The 19,452-nt window shown below is 52.2% G+C and carries 20 protein-coding genes and 1 rRNA gene; 10 read left to right on the forward strand and 11 right to left on the reverse strand.

Annotated features, from left to right (window positions below; genetic code table 11):
- The first annotated feature begins 25 nt into the window (after nt 1-25).
- Nucleotides 26-1,060 carry a 3-deoxy-7-phosphoheptulonate synthase gene (gene aroF, locus GKS04_05865; GenBank protein QMU56638.1) on the forward strand — a complete coding sequence of 345 codons (1,035 nt, stop codon included), beginning with the start codon at nt 26-28 and terminating at the stop codon, nt 1,058-1,060.
- Here aroF and GKS04_05870 read toward each other — a convergent pair.
- From GKS04_05870 to GKS04_05895, 6 genes are all read right to left on the reverse strand, one after another.
- Complete coding sequence (locus tag GKS04_05870; GenBank protein QMU56639.1) at nt 1,053-1,655, reverse strand: phosphoribosylglycinamide formyltransferase; 603 nt, start codon at nt 1,653-1,655, stop codon at nt 1,053-1,055. The genes aroF and GKS04_05870 overlap by 8 nt on opposite strands.
- A 28-nt stretch (nt 1,656-1,683) precedes the next feature.
- A 5S ribosomal RNA gene (gene rrf, locus GKS04_05875) occupies nt 1,684-1,799 on the reverse strand.
- 36 nt (nt 1,800-1,835) lie between these two features.
- Nucleotides 1,836-3,269 (reverse strand): sigma-70 family RNA polymerase sigma factor, encoded by a 1,434-nt coding sequence (locus GKS04_05880; protein ID QMU56640.1) that lies wholly within the window; start codon nt 3,267-3,269, stop codon nt 1,836-1,838.
- Between the two features lie 8 nt (nt 3,270-3,277).
- Nucleotides 3,278-5,035, reverse strand: a complete 1,758-nt coding sequence (dnaG, locus tag GKS04_05885; protein ID QMU56641.1) for a DNA primase — start codon at nt 5,033-5,035, stop codon at nt 3,278-3,280.
- A 73-nt stretch (nt 5,036-5,108) separates the two neighbouring features.
- Nucleotides 5,109-5,291 (reverse strand): 30S ribosomal protein S21, encoded by a 183-nt coding sequence (locus tag GKS04_05890; protein ID QMU56642.1) that lies wholly within the window; start codon nt 5,289-5,291, stop codon nt 5,109-5,111.
- A 90-nt stretch (nt 5,292-5,381) separates the two neighbouring features.
- Entirely contained in the window at nt 5,382-5,558 is a 177-nt protein-coding gene (locus tag GKS04_05895) for a hypothetical protein (GenBank protein ID QMU56643.1), read from the reverse strand.
- A 72-nt stretch (nt 5,559-5,630) separates the two neighbouring features.
- Between GKS04_05895 and GKS04_05900 the strand changes: the two genes are divergently transcribed.
- The 6 genes from GKS04_05900 (at nt 5,631) to GKS04_05925 (ending at nt 10,652) form a co-directional block, all read left to right on the forward strand.
- A complete protein-coding gene (locus GKS04_05900) occupies nt 5,631-5,864 on the forward strand; it encodes a hypothetical protein (GenBank protein ID QMU56644.1) in 234 nt (77 codons plus the stop codon).
- Nucleotides 5,861-6,598 carry a di-trans,poly-cis-decaprenylcistransferase gene (gene uppS / locus GKS04_05905; protein QMU56645.1) on the forward strand — a complete coding sequence of 246 codons (738 nt, stop codon included), beginning with the start codon at nt 5,861-5,863 and terminating at the stop codon, nt 6,596-6,598. The genes GKS04_05900 and uppS overlap by 4 nt, the downstream gene beginning before the upstream one ends.
- A complete protein-coding gene (locus GKS04_05910; GenBank protein QMU56646.1) occupies nt 6,595-7,743 on the forward strand; it encodes a 1-deoxy-D-xylulose-5-phosphate reductoisomerase in 1,149 nt (382 codons plus the stop codon). The genes uppS and GKS04_05910 overlap by 4 nt, the downstream gene beginning before the upstream one ends.
- On the forward strand, nt 7,740-9,308 hold the full coding sequence (gene rseP, locus GKS04_05915) for an RIP metalloprotease RseP (protein ID QMU56647.1): 1,569 nt from the start codon (nt 7,740-7,742) through the stop codon (nt 9,306-9,308). Before GKS04_05910 ends, rseP begins: the two co-directional genes overlap by 4 nt.
- A gap of 1 nt (nt 9,309) precedes the next feature.
- Nucleotides 9,310-9,729, forward strand: a complete 420-nt coding sequence (locus GKS04_05920; protein ID QMU56648.1) for a DUF4440 domain-containing protein — start codon at nt 9,310-9,312, stop codon at nt 9,727-9,729.
- 65 nt (nt 9,730-9,794) lie between these two features.
- Nucleotides 9,795-10,652, forward strand: coding sequence for a methyltransferase domain-containing protein (locus GKS04_05925; GenBank protein ID QMU56649.1), 858 nt, complete (start codon nt 9,795-9,797; stop codon nt 10,650-10,652).
- A gap of 23 nt (nt 10,653-10,675) precedes the next feature.
- Here the strand turns inward: GKS04_05925 and GKS04_05930 are convergent, their stop codons facing one another.
- From GKS04_05930 to GKS04_05950, 5 genes are read right to left on the reverse strand one after another with little or no spacing between them, the layout of a single operon-like run.
- Nucleotides 10,676-11,197 carry an adenosylcobinamide kinase/adenosylcobinamide phosphate guanyltransferase gene (locus tag GKS04_05930; protein ID QMU56650.1) on the reverse strand — a complete coding sequence of 174 codons (522 nt, stop codon included), beginning with the start codon at nt 11,195-11,197 and terminating at the stop codon, nt 10,676-10,678.
- A complete protein-coding gene (locus tag GKS04_05935; protein ID QMU56651.1) occupies nt 11,182-11,940 on the reverse strand; it encodes a TIM barrel protein in 759 nt (252 codons plus the stop codon). The genes GKS04_05930 and GKS04_05935 overlap by 16 nt, the downstream gene beginning before the upstream one ends.
- Nucleotides 11,937-12,698 (reverse strand): hypothetical protein, encoded by a 762-nt coding sequence (locus tag GKS04_05940; protein QMU56652.1) that lies wholly within the window; start codon nt 12,696-12,698, stop codon nt 11,937-11,939. The genes GKS04_05935 and GKS04_05940 overlap by 4 nt, the downstream gene beginning before the upstream one ends.
- Before the next feature lie 43 nt (nt 12,699-12,741).
- A complete protein-coding gene (gene cobT / locus GKS04_05945) occupies nt 12,742-13,803 on the reverse strand; it encodes a nicotinate-nucleotide--dimethylbenzimidazole phosphoribosyltransferase (protein ID QMU56653.1) in 1,062 nt (353 codons plus the stop codon).
- Nucleotides 13,804-13,829: 26 nt separating this feature from the next.
- Nucleotides 13,830-14,735, reverse strand: coding sequence for a hypothetical protein (locus GKS04_05950; protein ID QMU56654.1), 906 nt, complete (start codon nt 14,733-14,735; stop codon nt 13,830-13,832).
- A 50-nt stretch (nt 14,736-14,785) separates the two neighbouring features.
- Here GKS04_05950 and GKS04_05955 point away from each other — a divergent pair, with 50 nt between their 5' ends.
- Genes GKS04_05955 through rimI form a run of 3 tightly spaced genes read left to right on the forward strand, consistent with a single transcriptional unit; the run spans nt 14,786 to nt 19,270 of the window.
- A complete protein-coding gene (locus GKS04_05955; GenBank protein ID QMU56655.1) occupies nt 14,786-16,669 on the forward strand; it encodes a hypothetical protein in 1,884 nt (627 codons plus the stop codon).
- Nucleotides 16,669-18,843, forward strand: a complete 2,175-nt coding sequence (scpA, locus tag GKS04_05960) for a methylmalonyl-CoA mutase (protein ID QMU56721.1) — start codon at nt 16,669-16,671, stop codon at nt 18,841-18,843. Before GKS04_05955 ends, scpA begins: the two co-directional genes overlap by 1 nt.
- Entirely contained in the window at nt 18,836-19,270 is a 435-nt protein-coding gene (gene rimI, locus GKS04_05965; GenBank protein QMU56656.1) for a ribosomal-protein-alanine N-acetyltransferase, read from the forward strand. Before scpA ends, rimI begins: the two co-directional genes overlap by 8 nt.
- The last annotated feature ends 182 nt before the right edge of the window (nt 19,271-19,452 follow it).

Consider the following 19,452-nt stretch of genomic DNA (forward strand, 5'->3'; position numbering starts at 1 on the left):
AAAGGAAGATTTCGGGACTTGTAAAATGATAGTTGTAATGAAGAACTCCGCGACTGCGGAGGAAACCGCCAAAGTCATATCCGCCATTGAGGATTTGGGCTACAAAGCACAACCCATAGAAGGGGTTCTGCACACGGTCATAGGAGTTGTCGGAGACGACAGAGACAAAACCGTCCACAGGGAAAACCTTGCTCTGTTTAGCGGGGTGGAGAAGGTTGTGCCGATTCTCCAGCCCTACAAACTCGCGAGCCGCGAAGTAAAGGATATGACGTCTGAAGTGACGGTTGATAAAACAAAAATCGGCGGCACGGAAATCGGCGTAATCGCGGGTCCGTGCTCGGTTGAGAGCGAGAATCAGATTATGGAAATTGCAAAAGCCGTCAAGGCGGCTGGCGCAACAATGCTTCGAGGCGGAGCTTACAAACCGCGCACTTCACCATACTCATTTCAGGGTCTCGGACGGGAAGGGCTTGATCTTATGCTTCAGGCGAAAAAGGAAACGGGGCTTATGCTTGTTACAGAGATAATGGACGCCAGCGACATTGACGAACTTGAGCAATACACCGATGTGCTTCAGATAGGAGCGAGGAACTCACAAAACTACTCTCTGCTGAAGGTTGTCGGCAAAACCAGAAAGCCGGTTCTGCTCAAAAGAGGGCTTTCAACCACCATAAACGAGTTTCTGATGTGCGCCGAATACATACTTTCCGAAGGCAACACCAACGTTATGCTGTGCGAGAGGGGAATACGAACTTTTGAGACGGCGACAAGGAACACCTTTGACCTGAACGCCATACCGGTTTTGAAGGAAAAAACCCATCTTCCGGTTATTGCCGACCCAAGTCACGGAACCGGATACTGGAACTATGTTACACCCGTGGCAATGGCGGCGGTTGCCGCAGGAGCGGACGGGCTGATGGTGGAAGTTCACAATGAGCCGGAAAAGGCTTTCAGTGACGGCGGGCAGTCTTTGAAGCCCGAAAAGTTTGAACAACTGATGAAAAAAACCGCCATGATCGCAAAAGCGGTCGGCAGAACAATGAAATCACCCGCTAACTGAATACAACCTTTCCACCATCAAGTTTTATTCGCCCTTCGGCGAAAAGCGTTAACACTTCGGGATAGATACGGTGCTCCTGAATGTGTATTTTCTCAGCGAGCGTCTGTTCGGTGTCATCGGGCGCGATTGAAACATCCGCCTGTTTTATCACCGGACCCGTATCAACTCCCTCATCAACAAAGTGAACCGTGCACCCAGTCCGCCGCGCTCCGGAATCAAGAGCACGCTTTACCGCACGCTTTCCCGGAAAATCCGGCAGTAAAGACGGATGTATGTTGATTATTCTTCCCTCAAACTGCTTTATAAAATCAGGAGACAGTATCCTCATAAAACCTGCAAGCGCTATCAAATCGGGGGTGTGCCTGTCAAGCCGCGAGACTATTTCCGCCTCAAAATCCTCACGGGAGGAAAACCCCGCACGGTCAACAACCTCAATCGGCAATCCGCCGCCGCGCGCTCTCTCAATGGCGCGGGCTCCGGGATTGTCACACACAACGGGAGCAATGCGTAACCCCGTGATTTCAGCGTCCATAATTGCTTGTAGATTGCCGCCGCTACCCGAAACAAAAACAGATATTTTGCAGACGGCTGACATGAAAAATGTTGTCAGAATATGAAAAGAACCAAGGCGGCAACCTACTTTCCCACCCCCGCAGGGGGCAGTATCATCGGCCCAAAAGAACTTAACTTCCGGGTTCGGAATGGAGCCGGGTGTTTCCTCTCTGGTATAGCCACCCAGATTCGTACGTCAATTTATCACGGGGACAAAAAACTGTCAATCCACATAGAGACGGATTTGCGATTTTCTGCTGCTTCTCTTCAGTTTGGCGAGTGATTCAACCTCTATCTGCCTGACTCTTTCCTTTGTAATTCCAATCTGCCGCCCTATTTCTTCAAGGGTGTGCTCCTTTTCTTCACCGATACCGAAACGCATGCGAATCACTTTCTCTTCATTTGGTTTGAGAACTTTTAGCGCCTTGTGGACAATCTCCCGAAACTCTTCTTTTTCAAAAATTTCAGACGAACGGTTGTCCGGACTTTCGTCCTCAACAAAGTCCATTATCGAGTTGCTACTGTAATCCTCGTTTCCAACCGGAATATCAAGCGAGAGAGTGTCATTTGCGAGCCCTATCGTTTTAGAAACCTCGCCGGGAGTCTGATCAAGTTTGTCCGCTATGTCCTCAATTGACGGAGACTTCCTCATTTTCTGAGACAAAGCCCTCTTTGTTTTGTATATCTTGCTGACATTTTCCACCACATTAACGGGAATCTTTATCACCCTCGACTGCTCGGCAATGGCACGCGTTATCGCCTGCATTATCCACCAGCTCGCGTGAGTCGAAAACTTATTGCCCCTGCGGTATTCAAACACGTCTACCGAATGCCTGAGCCCGATGTTTCCCTCCTGCACCAAATCAAGGAGCGGCAAGCCCCTGTTTTTGTATTTGTTCGCTATGCTCACGACAAGACGCAGGTTTGCTTCAACAAGCCTTTTTCTGTTCTCTGAAACATCATAGCACGAGGCGCGCAAAGCGGACAGAGAAGCTGCAACTTCGTCCTGTTTCTGCGAAGAAAACTGCTTGCGGAGCTTGGCCAGAATTTTCCCGCACTCATCTTTGCGTTTGCGGGAGCGTGTGGATTTATGCAGCGCGGATTTTTCATCAATCTCGGAAAGAATATCCGCCACAGTCTGCTCAACCGCTTCAAGGCGGTGTTTGAACAAAAGGTTGTTCTGGCGGTTCATATCCTTGATGACTTCCACTTTTTTCTTAATATTGCGCGCTTTTCTGCGCGAGAACGCCCTGAGCTTCTCGCCGGATTGTTTCATTTTGCCAATTTTTTTCTCTATTTCCACGCCTTGCTCGATGTATCCGGCAAGTGTGGCAAACATCGTTTTGTAACGGTTTTTCTCCACCTCTTTTTTGCCGAGCGCGAGAAGGTCAACATTTTCACCGAAGCAAAATTCGCGCTTCATAAAATCACAACTCAGAATTGCCTGCGCAACTCTCTCTTTTGACTTTTCAAGGTCTTTGGCAACCTTGATTTCCTGTTGCCTTTTCAGGAGAGGATGCATGCTGATGTCCTGCAGATAGGTACGCATCGGGTCTCTGTCCAATGCCCCTCCTTTGGCATCCTGCACGGGCGCAGCGTCCGATGTTTGCTCCCCGTAAAACTCTCCCTCTTCACGCCCCGCTTGGGCAACTTTCATTTTGGACTCTATGATAAGTCCCCCTGTGTAAGTTTTTTCCTCTCATCAAGCAAATCCCTGTAACGTTTCATGAGTTCGCCACCGCGAGTGTCATCATGAGAGTCGGTTTCAAGAACCCGCAAACTTTCGCGCACGGATTTGAGTTCCCTGCCTATCGCGTCCAGTTTGAGTTTCACCAGACACTTCTCAACCTCGCGCCTAACGTTGCTTTCATCCATAAAACTAATCTCTTCAAGTGTGAAGTACGCACGGGAAAGCAACCCGCCCGAACCTTCGGAAACATGCTCCGAACCCGCCATACCGGAAGCGCGGATTGAAGAGATGATGTCTCTTGTTTCGCCCGGGGGAATATGTTTCATAATCTCTTCGGCGCACAAAAATTCAGCCATTTCAGGAAACTTGAGCGCAATCCTCAGCAACATCATCTCCGCCGGAACGACCTCCGGGGCTGATGGCCCGGCCGGTAAATCACGGACCTGAGAGCGGGGCTTACCCGCGGACGAAGCCAGTGAATAAAGGTCGGCTTCCCTGAAGCCGAATCTACATGAAACCTCTCTCACATAAGGACCCACTTCGGGGCTGTCTCCGAGAATTGGAACAATTGCCATAAGTTTTTTCGCCGCCACCGATTGTGAAACCCGTTTTTCCGCAAGCGCGGACGACATGTCTTCCATAAGAACCTCGGTAAGCGGAAGAGCGCCGTCAATAAGGGCGCGCAGAGCGTCTATGCCATTGTTCTTCACGAACCCGTCCGGATCAAGCCCTTCGGGAACACGCGCCACGCGCGGAACAACACCGCCCGCCATAAAAACCTCTCCCGCGGAAAAAGAGGCGTCCATTCCGGCGTGGTCGCCGTCATACAAAATCACAATGTCGTCCGCGTAGCCTTTAAAAATGCCCACCTGCTCTCTTGTAAGAGAGGTGCCAAGAGACGCGGCAACATTTTTCACGCCACCTGCGTAAACTGACAGAAAATCGGTGTATCCCTCAACCAGAACGGCAACGCCCTGTTTTCTAATTTCCTGCCTTGTTTTGTTAAGTCCGTAAAGAGAGCGCCTTTTCCTGTAAACCGGCGACTCCGCAGAATTCAGATACTTCGGCGCGCGTGTGTTTTCGTCAATTATCCTGCCGCCGAAACCGATAATTTTGGAATCCGGGCTGAATATCGAGAACATAACGCGGGAGCGAAACTTGCAGTAAAAGTCGGACGACCCCTCTTTGGAATCCACAAGCCCGAGTTCCTTTGCGCGGCGGAGCGACAGATCGAGTTTTGACAGAAGAGACGGAACGGCGGAACCCAAAGCCGGAGCGTAGCCGATTGAAAACTGCTCGATTATTTCGGAATCAATTCCCCTCTGCCGTAGATAGGAAAGCGCCTTTTCTGACTCTTCGGTTCCGTTCTGAAGGGATTTGCGGAAAAAATCGCAGACCGCCTTGTTGATTGTGAAAAACTCGTCGTTTGAGTTTTTGCTTCCCGCGAAACGCTCAATACTGACACCCGCCTTGTCCGCGACTTCTTGAAGCGCCTCCTTAAAGTCACATCCTTTGATACGCTGGAGAAACGCGAAAACATCTCCGCCCGCCTTGCAACTGAAACAGTAAAACATCCGCTTTTCATCACTTACGTGAAGGGACGGATTTTTGTCATCATGGAAAGGGCATAGCCCCGTATGGGACCTGCCCGCTTTTCTCAGGGAAACATAGTTGCTTACAATATCAACTATGCTAACCCTGCTTTTCAGTTCCTCTGTAGAAACTCCTGCCATCTTCCCGCAAAACGGGGAATAAATCCCCTGTCAGCACTCAAAACCCTGCGCCGGATGATGAACAACCCGCTCATCAACGCGACTTCCTCATACGTTTTATCGCAGCCAGAACCTTTTTCTTCCTTTTCTGGCTGGGTTTCTCGTAGAACTGCCGTCTGCGAATCTCCGAAACAACACCTGCTCTTTCAACCTGTTTTTTGAAACGCTTGAGAGCGCTGTCTATGCTCTCGCTGGAACCTACGATTATGCCTGGCATAAGCTTTTAGCCCTCTGCAAACTGTTTGGCGGAAAAACCATTACGCCTCAATGGTAAGGTAAAAGACCCCAATGTCAATGGGAAGTTTAATTATTCCGGTTTGCTTCCGTTAAAAATTTCCCCGAACATTTCCCGTTTTTTACGAACTTCTTCATCCTCGTTTTCAGGCTCATTCGGACTGTCGGAGTCATCGCTTTCCTTTCTCTGCTCTTCAAGCCGGATGCTCCACGGGTCTCTGACATCTCTGATTTTGCGTATTAAACCCAAACAGTTTTTCCCTTCCGCTCTACGTTGCGCGAGGTTGTTTAGAACCCCGTGAACATATAGATTTAAAGCCAAATGGCAAAACTTATCGCGGATGTTATAGAAAACTATATAGATATCCTTTCAAACACAATACCACGCATGGTTTCGGGGGCGAGAGCCGAGGCTCGGTTCGGTATTTACTGCGCGGCGGTGGTGCTCTACCCGCTTGCGCTCGTGGTTCTTTTCGTCCTCGTAATGGTTGCGGTGAGTGCCGTTTTCATTGTTCATCCTCTAATCACCGGAAGCGACAGAACTCCTTCCCCATGAGTAAAACCAACCTGAATCCCCGCCACGTTGCCATCATAATGGACGGCAACGGAAGGTGGGCGCGCAACCGTGGAATGCGCAGAATCGCCGGACATATTGCCGGAATGAAATCGGTTCGGGCTATTGTTGAAGCCGCGTGCGAAATGAATGTTACGCATTTGAGTCTTTACGCATTTTCACTCCAAAACTGGGGGCGCCCGAAGGACGAAGTGCGGGGGCTTATGGAATTGCTCGCACAGTATCTTGAAAAAGAAACCGCCACGCTTGTGAAAAACGGCATCCGGCTCAATCCCATCGGGCGGCTTGACCGCCTTCCCGCCGGCATGCGCGCCGCGCTTGAAGAAACGGTCAAAAAAACGCGCGGCGGAAAAAACCTCACTCTAACGCTCGCTATCAGTTACGGAGCGCGCGAGGAGATTGTGGAAGCGGTGAAGAAAATTGCCGCGGCGGGAACAAAACCCGAACGCATAACAAAAAAAACCGTTGCGGCGAACCTGCACACCGCCGGGCTTCCCGAACCTGACCTGCTCATACGAACGGGCGGGGAGATGCGGCTGTCAAACTTTTTTCTGTGGCAGTCCGCATACACCGAAATCTATGTTGCCAAAACCCTCTGGCCGGATTTCAGAAGACGGCATCTGAAAAAAGCCGTTGAAACCTACATGAGTCGTGAAAGACGCTTCGGGCTAACGGAACCCGCGCTCGGCACACAAAAAAAGAGGCGCGAAAGTTGAAAAAAATCTCCATTCTCGGCTCAACGGGCTCAATAGGCAGGCAGGCGCTTGAAGTAATTGAGAGTTTCCCCGACCGCTTTGAGGTGTGCTCGCTGTGCGCGGGCTCAAATATCGCCTTGCTCAAAGAACAGATTGAAAAGTTTTCTCCGTCTGCCGTGTGCGTGAGCGACGAGGAAAAAGCGCGCGAACTGGAAAAAACCGCGCACGGGAAAACGGACATTGTTTTCGGCAGAGAGGGGCTTTGTGAACTCGCGGCGGACGAGTCCGAAACGGTGGTTTCCGCAATAGTAGGGTTCGCGGGGCTTGAACCGACCCTCACCGCCGTGCGAAAAGGCAAGCGGGTCGCGCTTGCCAACAAAGAACTTATCGTGGCGGCGGGACAGATAGTGATGGACGAGGTGCGCGCAAGTTCCGCGGAGATCATTCCGGTTGACAGCGAGCACAGCGCGGTTTTTCAGTCAATGCGGGCGGGCGGAGAGGTAAGGCGGCTCATAATAACCGCTTCGGGGGGGCCGTTCCTGAACACTCCGCAGGACACGCTTGAAAAGGTCTCGCCCGCGCAGGCGCTCAACCATCCCACATGGGATATGGGAGACAAAATCACAATAGATTCTGCGACAATGATGAACAAGGCGTTTGAGGTTATTGAGGCGCGGTGGCTTTTTGACGTTCCGCCTGAAAAAATCGAGGTCTGGATTCATCCGCAGAGCGTTGTCCACTCAATAGTGGAGTTTGAAGACGGCTCGGCGGTGTGCCAGATGAGCGAGCCCGATATGCGCGTGCCGATAGCATTCGCGCTGTCATATCCCGAACGCCTCGCACTCCAAACTGAAAGATTGAGTCCCGCGCGGCTTTCGCAGACCTCTTTTGAAGAGGCGGACACTCGAAAAACCATCCCGCTTGCGCTCGCCCTGAGGGCGCTTGATGAAGAAGGGACGATGCCCGGAACAATGAACGCCGCAAATGAGGAGGCGGTGAAACTTTTTCTGGACAATCGTATAAAATTCACCGATATAGTTAAGATTGTGGAAACCGTCATGGACGGTCACAAAACCTCGCCCGCCGAAACGGTGGAGCAGGTTCTGCAAGCGGACGCGCAAGCGCGCAAGGAAGCCGGACGCGCCGCTGAAATGAATGAAAAATGAGTTCTCTTACGGCTTTTCTTCTGCTAATAGGTCTGCTCGTGTTCGTCCACGAGATGGGACATTTTCTGGTCGCGAAATGGTGCGGAGTTCGGGTTGAACAGTTTTCTCTCGGCTTCGGGCCCACGATTTTGAGTTTCACTCGCGGCGAAACCACATACAAAATCTGCCTCCTCCCGCTCGGCGGCTATGTGAAGATGACCGGAGAATCAGACGAGGGAGGCGCGTTTGTGGAAAACATCTCCGGCGGAGCGAAAACGCCGTTTGAAAAAGGCGACACTATTCTCTCGATTGACGGCGCGGACATCGCGCCCGATTCGAGCTGGAAAGAAATAGTGAATTCTCTGCGCGGCAAGGACGCGCCGGGCGAGACTGTTGTCAGAAGAAACAACTCCGAGATGCTCATCAAAGCCTCCGGCGAGGATTTTGAGCGCATTGAGGCGTATTCCGGCGACGAATTTCCCCGCTCTTTTTCGAGAAAAAGCGTCTCGCGCAGAATGGCAATTGTAACGGCGGGACCTCTGATGAATTTCCTGTTGCCGTTCATTCTCATACCCGTCGCTTTTCTTGCGGGGGTGTATGTTCCGGCTTATCTGGAATCCGAACCCGTTGTGGTGCGGATTGCGGACGGCGCGGACAAAGCGGTTCGCAAGGGCGACAAGATAGTTTCGGTGAACGGCGGGACGGTGAAAAAATGGAGAGACGTGTCTTCGGCGTTGAGCGGAAAAGACGGTGTCGCGCGCATTGAGATTGAGCGGGGAGGCAAGGTTCTTCCGCTTGAAGTCAGCACGCGCGGCATAGACCCCGAACTCATCGCCGAAGAGCGTGAGGCGGTGGTAGGCGGTGTGGCGGACGGCTCGCCCGCCCGTAGCGCGGGCATAAAAGCCGGCGACAAAATAGTGTCAATCAACGGACGGAAAATCAGTGGCTGGAACCAAATGGCAAGCGTCATAAGGGAAAGCGCGGGACGCGAAATTGATTTAGCGCTCAAAAGAAACGGTAAAACTGTAAAAACATCCGTAGTTCCCATAACGATGCCCGGAAGCAAAAACGCGGCGATAGGCATAACCCTCAAAAGAGAACAAATCTTGAAAAAGTTCGGGCTCATTGAGTCCGCTACCGGCGGAATAAGAAGAGCGGCGGAAATGACCGTTCAGGTAATCTCGCTTTTCTTCGCCCTGCTCTTTTCCATCATCGGGGGCGAGATGTCTCTGGGACAGGTCGGCAAAACGGTCGCGGGACCGCTTTTCATAGCAAAAATGTCCGGCGCGATGGCGGAGCAGGGAATCGCGAGTTTGCTGATGTTCGCATCTTTTATAAGCGTGAACCTCGCGGTGGTAAACCTTCTGCCAATCCCCGTGCTTGACGGCGGGCACATGGTCTACCTGACCATAGAAGCGGCAAGAAAAAAACCGCTTTCCCGCGCCACTCTTGAAACGGCGCAGAGAATAGGATTTTCTTTTCTCATAGTTATAATGCTGGTCGCCACCTACAACGACGTTACAAACCTGTGGGGCGGCATCGCCGAGTGGTTGAAAAGTTTGACCGGCATGTTGGGAGGAAACTGAAATATCCGACAAAGATGAAATCCTCAAAGCGAATGACAACTTCTACTCGGCTCTCGCCACAAGAGACCTCAAAGCAATGGAAAAGGTCTGGCAGACCGATGAAAAGGCGGGTTGCGTCCACCCCGGCTGGGCAATAATGCGGAACTGGGAAACTATAATGCAGAGTTGGGAAAGCATCTTCGACCCTCAGGATCAGGTTGACATAAAATTGTCTCAAGTTTCGCTTGAAATAAGCAGCGATATGGCGTGGGTAACCTGCATACAGGAAATGACCTACATAAAAAGGAAGCCGGTAACCTTCAACATCTCACAGTCAACAAATATCTTCAAAAAAGACACGGATCGCTGGGTGATGCTGATTCATCACGCTTCACCCATAATCGTAAGCAGTTACCGCCCGCAGGTGTCAAGCATTCAGTAATGCGGTAATGTCTTTTCGCGTTTATTCGTGATATAGTTTGAAGCACGCACCCGGAGGGGCGGAAAATGAGTGAACAGGAATCCTATGTTTATGAACCCTTTGCCGAGACCGAAGAATACAAGAAGGTCAACGGCGAGATAATTACCGAGTGGGTCGATTTGATGATTGACCGCGGCACCGAGCGTGTTGATAAGATAGTCGACATCGCGACCGGAGTCGGCACGATGGTGCAGTTGTTTGTGTCAAAACTTCCCGAACAGTTCAATTATTCTGAAATTGTGTGTCTTGACCAGTCAGCCGAAGCTCTCAAAAGAGCGGCGGAAAAACTTGAAAAAATAGTCCCCGCGATGAGTTTCATCAACGCGAAAATTCAGGACGCGGAAATTGAGAAACAGTCCATTGATGTTGTCATCTGGGGCAACGGCATACACTACCTCACACAAGAGGAACAGGTGGAAAGTCTGATAAACATAAGAAAGGGAATGAAGGAAGGCGGATGGCTTTTCTTCAACACCGCCTTCTACGAGGGCTCCAGACCGCAGGACACCCTTTCGTTCTACCGCACACAGGTTAAAAAGGCAGTTCAAAGTCTGCACAAGCGCGGCATAAAAAGGGAAAGAGAGCACAAAAGAGCCGAAGCCGCGAGCTTCCATCCCAGAGACCATTATGAAGAACTTGTTTTGTCCGCGGGTTTCAAACTTGTGGAGGCGAAAGAATACGCCGCGAGTTTGAGTAAAGAGGCGTGGGAATACATCAGTTCGTTCCAGCAATACGCTTCGGGCGCGCTCGGCGGCTATCCGGTTGAAGAAGCGTCCATCGCCATGAGAGACGCAGTGGAACCAGCGATAATAGAGCACGGACGCGAAGAAAACGGCACCTTTTTCGTAACAAGAAACTGGCTGTCAGTCTGCGCAAGCGCTTAAGAAAAACCTTCAAGCGCCGGTTTTCACTTAATTCTGACCGCCGCACCGGCGACAAGCAGATACGCTTCATCACATAAAGACACAACGCGCCTGTTAAGCGTGGCAATTTCGTTCGCGTAGGCGCGGGTCTGTTTCTCCGGCGGAATAAGGCCCATTCCCGTCTCGTTGGTTACCGCTATAACAAGCCCCCGGAAGTTCTCAAACTGTTCGCAAAACTTTTCCTTCTCACTCCGCGATTGCTCTTCTCCAACTTGCGAAAGATTGGCAAGCCAGACGGTCAGGCAGTCAACAACGGCAACGCAGCGCGGGTCGTCCGCGAAACGCTCAAGCGCGCCGCCGGGCGAAAGTGGCTCTTCCACGGTTTTGAACCGCTCATCGCGCTCAAGTTGATGCAGCCGTATTTTCTCCCTCATCTCATCGTCAAACGGGGTCGCGGTCGCGATAAAAATGCGCGCGGAAAACTCCGCGCTCCGTTCCGCTATTTCAAGGGCGCGGGAACTTTTCCCGCTTCCGACCCCACCCGTGAGAACTATCTTTTTCCCCATCTCTCAATCTCCGAATCCACAATCTTTTTTGACAGAAAAAAATCCTCCTGGCCAAACATTTCAATCGTTAAAACCCCTTCATATCCGCTTGACAGAAGTACGCCCGTAACACCGGGCACAAAACCCGGCGGCGCGTCCTGAAAACCCAAATGCCTGTCCGAATCGGGGTCGTGCATATAGAAATGCACAATTCCGGTTTTGTCCCGGAGCGCGAGGTATATCTCCCTCCAGTCATCGCCCGCCTTGTGCGCGTGCGCGATGTCAAGACAGAGCCGCACGGGCGAGCGTTCAAAAACCGGTTCAAGCCGGTTGAAGGAATACGATGAGAGGTTTTCAACAAAAAGATTTCCGCCACACGCGGCGAAAATCTCAGACCCGGCGGCACAGGCGGCGTCCGTCCAACCGGCTTCCGCAGTTTCCCCTCCGGGGAGGTGCAAAACATACCCATAGGGTTTCAAAGGCGAGGTCAAATCCGCTATCTGCGCGGCGCGACGGAGCGAAAAACTTCTAAAACTCCGGTCTTTTGAGCAAACATCAATATCAAGCGGAAGGTGAACCGTGTATGAAAAACCGCCGCTTCCGGAAAGCTCTCCAAGGCGGTCAATCTCTTCGGCGGAAGGCAGAGAGTCTTCATCCGCGCCTTCAAATATCAGCAGTTCCACATCGTCAACAAGATCGGCGAGTTTTTCAACATTTGACACGATGTCCGCCGGATATACATACGAAGTGCATCCAAGTTTCAAAGCATCTTACCCGCGACCATGAAACCAAAAACCTCACAGATTTCAATCACCGCTCCGTGAACGTCTCCGTTGGGTTCGCCGAACGCGGTCTTGAAAAACCTCGTGAGAAAAAACGCCGCCACGGATACCAAAAGCACTATGCCTATTCCACCAAATCCGCAGAGGACAAAAGCAATGGCAAATGCAACAATTGTCGCTCTGAGTGCGATTTCCGTGTCTCCGCCGAAGTTGAATCTGCGGGCGAGCCCTCCCGAATCCGACCATTTGCCGTCCGACATATACGACACAATCACCGACCCTAAACGTGAAATGGCGGGTACTGCCACAAGCGCGGCGGTGAAAAAGTTGGGCGAGACCGAACCGAGCGCGAGAATTTTCGCGACAATAACAAAAGCGACCGCCGAAACGCCGAAACTCCCAAGCCTTGTATCCTTCATCACCTCAAGCGCCCTGTCCTTGTCGCCGAAGTAGTGAAGAGCGTCAAAACAGTCTCCCACGCCGTCAAGATGCAAACCCCGGGTTACAACCGCCAGCCCGGCAACCGCGATAGCCGCGAGAGCAAAGGACGACTCCACAAAAACAGACAGGACAATTACAACCGCCGCGCTTGCCGCGCCGGCGACAACCCCCGCGACCGGAAAAAACGGCAAAGCCGCAGATGCCTTTTCCTTCGTTAAATCACCCGAAGAACCCCACGGGTTGAATATGGTGAGAAAGCGAACGGCGGTTTTAACACCGTCAAAGTTGTAACCCTTCATGGCAGAAAGAATAACAAAAAGAAGTTTGGATTGCGAAAGAGTTTTAACGCGGCGCGGCACTGACTTTTCCTTTCTCAAAAGTCGCCATGTGGTTAAAAAGGCCAATCGCCGCCTCAATAACGGAAATCATTATGAGTCCGCCCGTGCCTTCGCCGAGACGCATTTCAAAATCCATGGGAGATTTCACGCCGAGCGCCTTGAGAACTTTGCCGTGACCTTTCTCCGCACTCTTGTGCGAAAAAAACAGATAGTCCGCGACCGCGGGCGCGATGGCGCGGGCAAGAACCGCTCCGGCGGTTGCCACAAAGCCGTCAACAACAACGGGAATCCGGCGCGCGGCAAGCCCGAGAGTCATTCCCGCTATTGCGCCGATTTCGTATCCGCCAACTTTGCGCAGTATGTCAACCGGATGCTTAGGGCGCGAAGGAAAGTGTTTTCTCAGCGCGGCGGACACAACGGCGGTTTTCTTCTTTAATCCGGCGGAATCAACTCCCGTTCCCAAACCGACAATATCCGAGGGTGAAAGTTCCAGACAGGCACACACAACTGCGGCCGCCGAAGTGGTGTTGGCTATGCCCATGTCGCCCGGCACGGCAAGCGAGTATCCTTTTTCGGCGAGTTCAAACGCGGTTTCAATGCCAGCCTCAACGCTCTTCACGGCTTGCGCGCGCGTCATCGCCGCGCCGCGTGCGAAGTTGCGCGTTCCCTTTGAAACTTTTTTTGAAATGACCCCGCTACGGGCGGGAAAATCAAAATCCACCCCGACATCAACCGCAAACACGTCCGCGCCAGCCCCGCGGGCAAGAACATTCACCGCCGCGCCGCCATCAAGAAAGTTTTGAACCATCTGCCGCGTAACCTCTTTGGGAAACGCACTCACGCCCTCGGCGGCGACTCCGTGATCGGCGGCAAAAACTACAACCGCTTTTTTGCCAACCCTCGGACGGGGTTCCCCCGAAATTGCCGCCATTCTTGCGGCAATGTCTTCAAGAATTCCGAGACTGCCCGGAGGCTTGATTAGTGAATCGCACCTCTTAAGCGCCTTGTCGTAAATGACACGGTCGGGAGGAGTTATTGCGGAAACTGCGTCTTCAATCAGACCCATTTATCAAAATCCGTTAATGGAAGCGGTTAAGTGCGTTTGGCGCGCGAGTCCGAAATAACGAAAGAAACTTTCACCGCGGCGAACACAATTGCGGCCGCCACAAACACCTGCGGCACAACGGTTTCATAAGTTGGATAGATACCCAGCGTGCTCAAACGCGGAACAAAACTCGCGACCGTCTCCGATATAATTCCAACTTCCTGCAACTCGTGAATTCCCTTGCCAACAAGTATGAAACTCAATCCGTAAAGGACGAGACCGGTAACTGAAAACATGTATTGAACGGGCAGACGCACGGAAAGTTTGAATATCGCGAGCGACAAAACTACGACCGACGCAACCCCTATGATAAGCCCCCACATCACAAAACTTCTGAACGCTTCGGCTTGAAAAAGAAGCGCCTGATAGAAAAGTACGGTTTCAAGCGCCTCGCGGTAAACGGCAAGAAAGGAAACTCCCATTATCGCCATCATGCTTTTCGCGCTCATCGCCTCTTTAATTTTGGAGTCTATGTATTGCTTCCACTTCTCAACTTCAATTTTTGATATGAGCCAGTAACTGACATAAAACAGTACCAGCGCGGCAAGCAAAGAGGTTACACCTTCTATTATTTCCGCCTGTGCGCCTGAAATTCTTATCACTGTAACGCTCGCCCACCACGTTACCAGACCGGCGGCAATCGCCGCAATCCAGCCAAAATGCACATACTTGACCGAATCCCGCGCATTCATCGCGTAAAGGGCGGAAATCATCGCGACTATAATAAAAACGGCTTCAAGCGATTCCCTGACTATGATTGAAAAAGAACTGATAAAGGCGACCGTTCCCGATGTGGTCATTGCGGGGTTTACCGAATCGGCAAACGCCGCAGTCGGCAACGCTGTTAAAACAAACACAAGCAAACATTGAAACCGCTTCTCAAACATATTCATCCCTCCGTTCTCTGGCGTAACAGCGGCAAAGTCTATATTGAAGACCTTCAATGTCAAGAATAGAAATTACCGCTCCGTTTTTTTGCAAAACAAAACCGCTATATTTATGTTTAAACGCTATGAAACAGTTTTCGCGAAACGCAAAGGCAAGAGGGAAAAAGTTCTTTGGAAACTTTCCTCCGGTGTCAGCCGGGCAATGGAAACGCTCCATAGAGAAAGACCTCAAAGGCGCGGACTATGAGAAAAAACTTGTCTGGAAGCCCGGAGGCGAAATTTCCGTTGATCCGTTCTACTCCGCCGCACAGACAAAAAATCTGAAACTTTCCCCCGCTCCGGCGCCCGGCAGTTTTCCGTTCACACGCGAACTGTCCGAGTGGAAAATATGTGAGGACATCCCCCCCCTTTCCGCGCCGCGCGCCGCCACAATGGCGGCAAAGGGAGTGGAAGGCGGAGCGGACTGGATTTTATTCAGAAACCCGAAGGTCCGAACCGCGAAAGACTTCGCGAAGATTCTCTCGGAAACGGACCTCGCAAAAACGGGAGTCTGTTTCGCGCCCGCGCGCGGTTCGGTCAGGCAGGCGGAATTGTTTGAAAAATCCGTATCGTCCGCCGACCTCACGGGATTTTTCCTTTGCGACCCAATCGGCGCAGGCGAAACGGACGAAACAAAACGGCTCGCGAAACTCATCAAACGGTTTGACAAACGCACAAGCAGCTACGGCTGCGTTGGAGTGAACGGCGCGGAGTTCCACAACTCCGGCGCGACCGCTGCCGAGGAAGCGGCGTTTGCCCTCGCTCTCGGCGCGGAATATCTTGTCGCTCTCGGCAAACACGGCGTGCCCGCCCGGGTTGCCGCGAAATCCATGGTTTTTCATTTCTCCGTGGGCTCGGTTTTCTTTATGGAGATAGCGAAACTCCGCGCCGCGCGCGCGGTTTGGGCGCACATCGTTGAGCGTTTTGACGCACGAACGAACGGGCGGATGAAAATTCACGTTTCGGCGTCGGTGCTCAACAAGTCCGTTTGCGATCCGGAAGTGAACATACTTCGAGCGACCGGCGAAGCAATGGCGGCGATTGTGGGCGGATGCAATTCGCTTTCAATACCGGCTTTTGACGGCAGATACCGCAACGCGGAGAAGTCCCAAACGGTGGCGCGCAACACCCAACTCATACTTAAAGAGGAATGCGGACTTCACAGGGTTGCCGACCCGTGCGCGGGCTCGTATTACGTTGACGCGCTGACGGACAAACTCGCGGACGCGGTTTTGAATCTGTTTCTTGATATTGAGAAGCGCGGCGGATTTGCCAAATGCCTCGCGGACGGATTTATAAAAAAACGGCTTCGCGACAGCGCGAAAGAAAGGGCGCGGCAAATCGCGGAGGGAAAAGAATCTCTCATAGGCGTGAATAGATATCCCATTGAGAATGAGCGCGTAGCGGACAGGATAAAGGCCAAACCCCGAGGCGCGGGCGGAGAGTTTGAGATTTTGAGAGCCGAAACCGAGCGGAGCTCGCGCGGGAAAAAGGCGAAGTTTCCGTCCGTTTTTCTGGTTCAGACCGGAGACCCCGCGATGCGCAGCGCGAGGGCGGTTTTCTCAACCAACTTCTTCGCGGCGGCGGGTTTTGAAATCATAAACGGCGGAGTGTTCTCCTCTCCCCGGAGCGCTTCTGCCGCCGCGGTGAAAAGCCACGCCGATGTTTTCGTTGTCTGCTCACAAAACAGCACCTATGCGGATTTTGTTCCGCCGTTTGCGCGTGCGTTGAAAAGAAAAAAGAAAAACGCCCTTGTTGCAGTCGCGGGAAACCTTGAGGAAACAGACAGGCGGGCATGTGAAAAAGCGGGAGTGGACGAATTCATACACGTCCGCTCAAACATCCTTGAGACCTTGAAAAAAACACAGAAAGCCATCGGAATCGGAGGGGCTGGAAAGTGATGAAACGCCCTGACTTCTCATCAATCAAACTGCGCGGTTCCAAAGGGGTTTCAAAAAAATCCGCCAAAGGAAAAGCGAACGGAAAAGACTGGGAAACGCCCGAAGGCATAGCGGTCAAAAGCATTTTCACTGAAAAAGACTCGTCCCGCCTGTCCCACACAAACGGAGCCGCCGCGGGCGCGCCGCCGTTTTTGAGAGGACCCTACTCCACAATGTATGCCTCGCGCCCGTGGACGGTGAGGCAATACGCGGGATTTTCAACGGCGGACGAATCAAACAGGTTTTACAGAAAAAACCTCGCGTCCGGGCAGAAAGGGCTTTCAGTCGCGTTTGATTTGCCGACACACCGGGGATACGACTCGGACCACGAAAGAGTGGTCGGGGACGTGGGCAAAGCCGGAGTCGCAGTGGATTCAGTGCTTGATATGAAAAAACTTTTTGACGGCATACCTCTTGATGAAATATCGGTTTCAATGACGATGAACGGCGCGGTTCTGCCCGTTATGGCATTCTACATTGTGGCGGCGCGGGAACAGGGAGCGGACGAGAGCAAACTCAGCGGCACCATTCAAAACGACATCCTCAAAGAGTTTATGGTCAGAAACACATATATCTACCCGCCGGAATTCTCAATGAGAATCATTGCGGACATCTTCAAATACACCTCTAAAAAAATGCCCAGATTCAACTCAATAAGCGTGAGCGGCTACCATATGCAGGAAGCGGGCGCGACCGCCGATATTGAACTCGCCTACACTCTGGCGGACGGTGTTGACTACGTGCGCACGGGCATCAAAGCCGGTCTGAATGTTGATGACTTCGCGCCGCGAATTTCGTTTTTCTGGGGAATTGGAATGAATCACTTTATGGAGATAGCGAAGATGAGAGCGGGACGTATGCTCTGGGCGAAACTTATGAGTGGCTTCAAACCCGAAAACCCGAAATCGCTCGCGCTCAGAACTCACTGCCAGACTTCCGGATGGAGTTTGACCGAGCAGTTTCCCTACAACAATATTGTTCGCACCTGCACCGAAGCAATCGCGGCGGTGATGGGCGGAACGCAGTCGCTCCATACAAACGCGCTTGACGAGGCAATCGCGCTACCGACCGATTTTTCCGCGAGAATAGCGCGCAACACCCAGCTCTACATACAGGAGGAAACCGAAGTGCGCAGGGCTATAGACCCGTGGGGCGGCTCTTTCTATGTTGAGTGGCTCACAGACGCCATCGCGCGCAAGGCGTGGGTTTTGATTGAAGAGGTTGAGAAACTCGGCGGAATGGCGGAGGCGATTGAAACGGGCATTCCGAAGATGAGAATAGAGGAAGCCGCCGCGAAAAAACAGGCGAGAATAGATTCGCGGCGCGAAACCATCGTGGGCGTAAACAAGTTCGCGCAAAAAGACGACGACCAGATTGAATTGCTTGAAATTGACAACACGCAAGTCCGCCGCGCGCAGATAAAAAACATTGAGAAGGTCAAAAAGGAGCGGAACTCAAAAGCCGTCAAAGCCGCGCTTGAAAAAATCACAAAGTGCGCGAAAACGGGACGCGGCAACCTGCTCGCGCTCGCCGTTGAGGCGGCCGAGTTGAGAGCCACCCTCGGAGAAATCTCTGATGCGTGCGAAAAGGTTTGCGGGCGTTACAAACCCGTTACGCGCACAATTTCAGGCGTTTATTCATCAGAAATAACGGCGGATAACGACTCTTTCGCGCAGGCGTGCGAACTCACCGGGGAGTTTGAAAAAATTGAAGGACGGCGCCCCAGAATCCTCATCGCGAAAACCGGACAAGACGGACACGACAGGGGCGCGAAGGTAATTGCGACAAGTTTTTCAGACATGGGGTTTGAGGTCGGCATAGGTCCTCTTTTCAGCACTCCCGAAGAGGTCGCGAGGCAGGCGCTTGATGAAGACGCGCACATAGTCGGCATATCAAGCCTCGCCGCCGGACACAAAACACTGATACCCCGCATAGTGTCCAAACTGCGCGAATACAACCGCGAAGACATAGTTGTGGTGGCGGGCGGAGTGATACCGCGAAAAGACTACGGATTTCTCGAAAAAGCCGGTGTTTCGCACATATTCGGACCCGGAACGGTCATCTCATCCGCGGCGGTGGAGATAATGAAGCCGCTCATCAGGAAAGCGGCAAAACTGCAAAGCGCAAATGGTTGAAAAAGCGCGGAAAGAAGACGTGGGCTCCATCGTTGAGATGGAAAAAATATGTTTTGACCGGGATGCATGGCCCCTCAAGGTGTTTGAGGAGGAGCTTTCGGGCGGCGCGGCGCGGCGCGCCACTATTGTGAGAGACGCTCGCGGCGGCGTTATCGCCTACTGCTTTTCGCGCATTTTCATTGACGCGATGGAAATCTTCAAAATCGCCGTCCATCCGGTTCACAGAAGAAAAGGTCTTGCGAAACTGCTTCTGCGGGACGCGCTGGAGTGTCTGAAAAGCGGAACCATCTCGCTTGAAGTGGCAACTGACAACAAAGAGGCGATTATGCTGTATTGTGAATTCGGCTTTAGACGGGTCGCCGTGCGCAAAAACTACTATCAGGGCAGCGGAAGAGACGCGCTTGTGATGGAAATGAAAGTCGGCTGACAACAAAAATGGGCGCGCGGAAATCAAGAAGCGAAATCGGAATATGGATTGTTGCCGCAATTGCGGTGTATATGTCGTTTGCGGGGCTTGGAAATGCCGGTTTCTGGGATGACGAAATTGAAACGGCATGGATGTCAAAATCCATTATTGAAAACGGAAGACCGTTCGCATGGAACGGGCGT

Origin of the sequence: Candidatus Mycalebacterium zealandia, from assembly GCA_014075295.1 — a bacterium.
GTDB lineage: Bacteria > Desulfobacterota_D > UBA1144 > Nemesobacterales > Mycalebacteriaceae > Mycalebacterium > Mycalebacterium zealandia.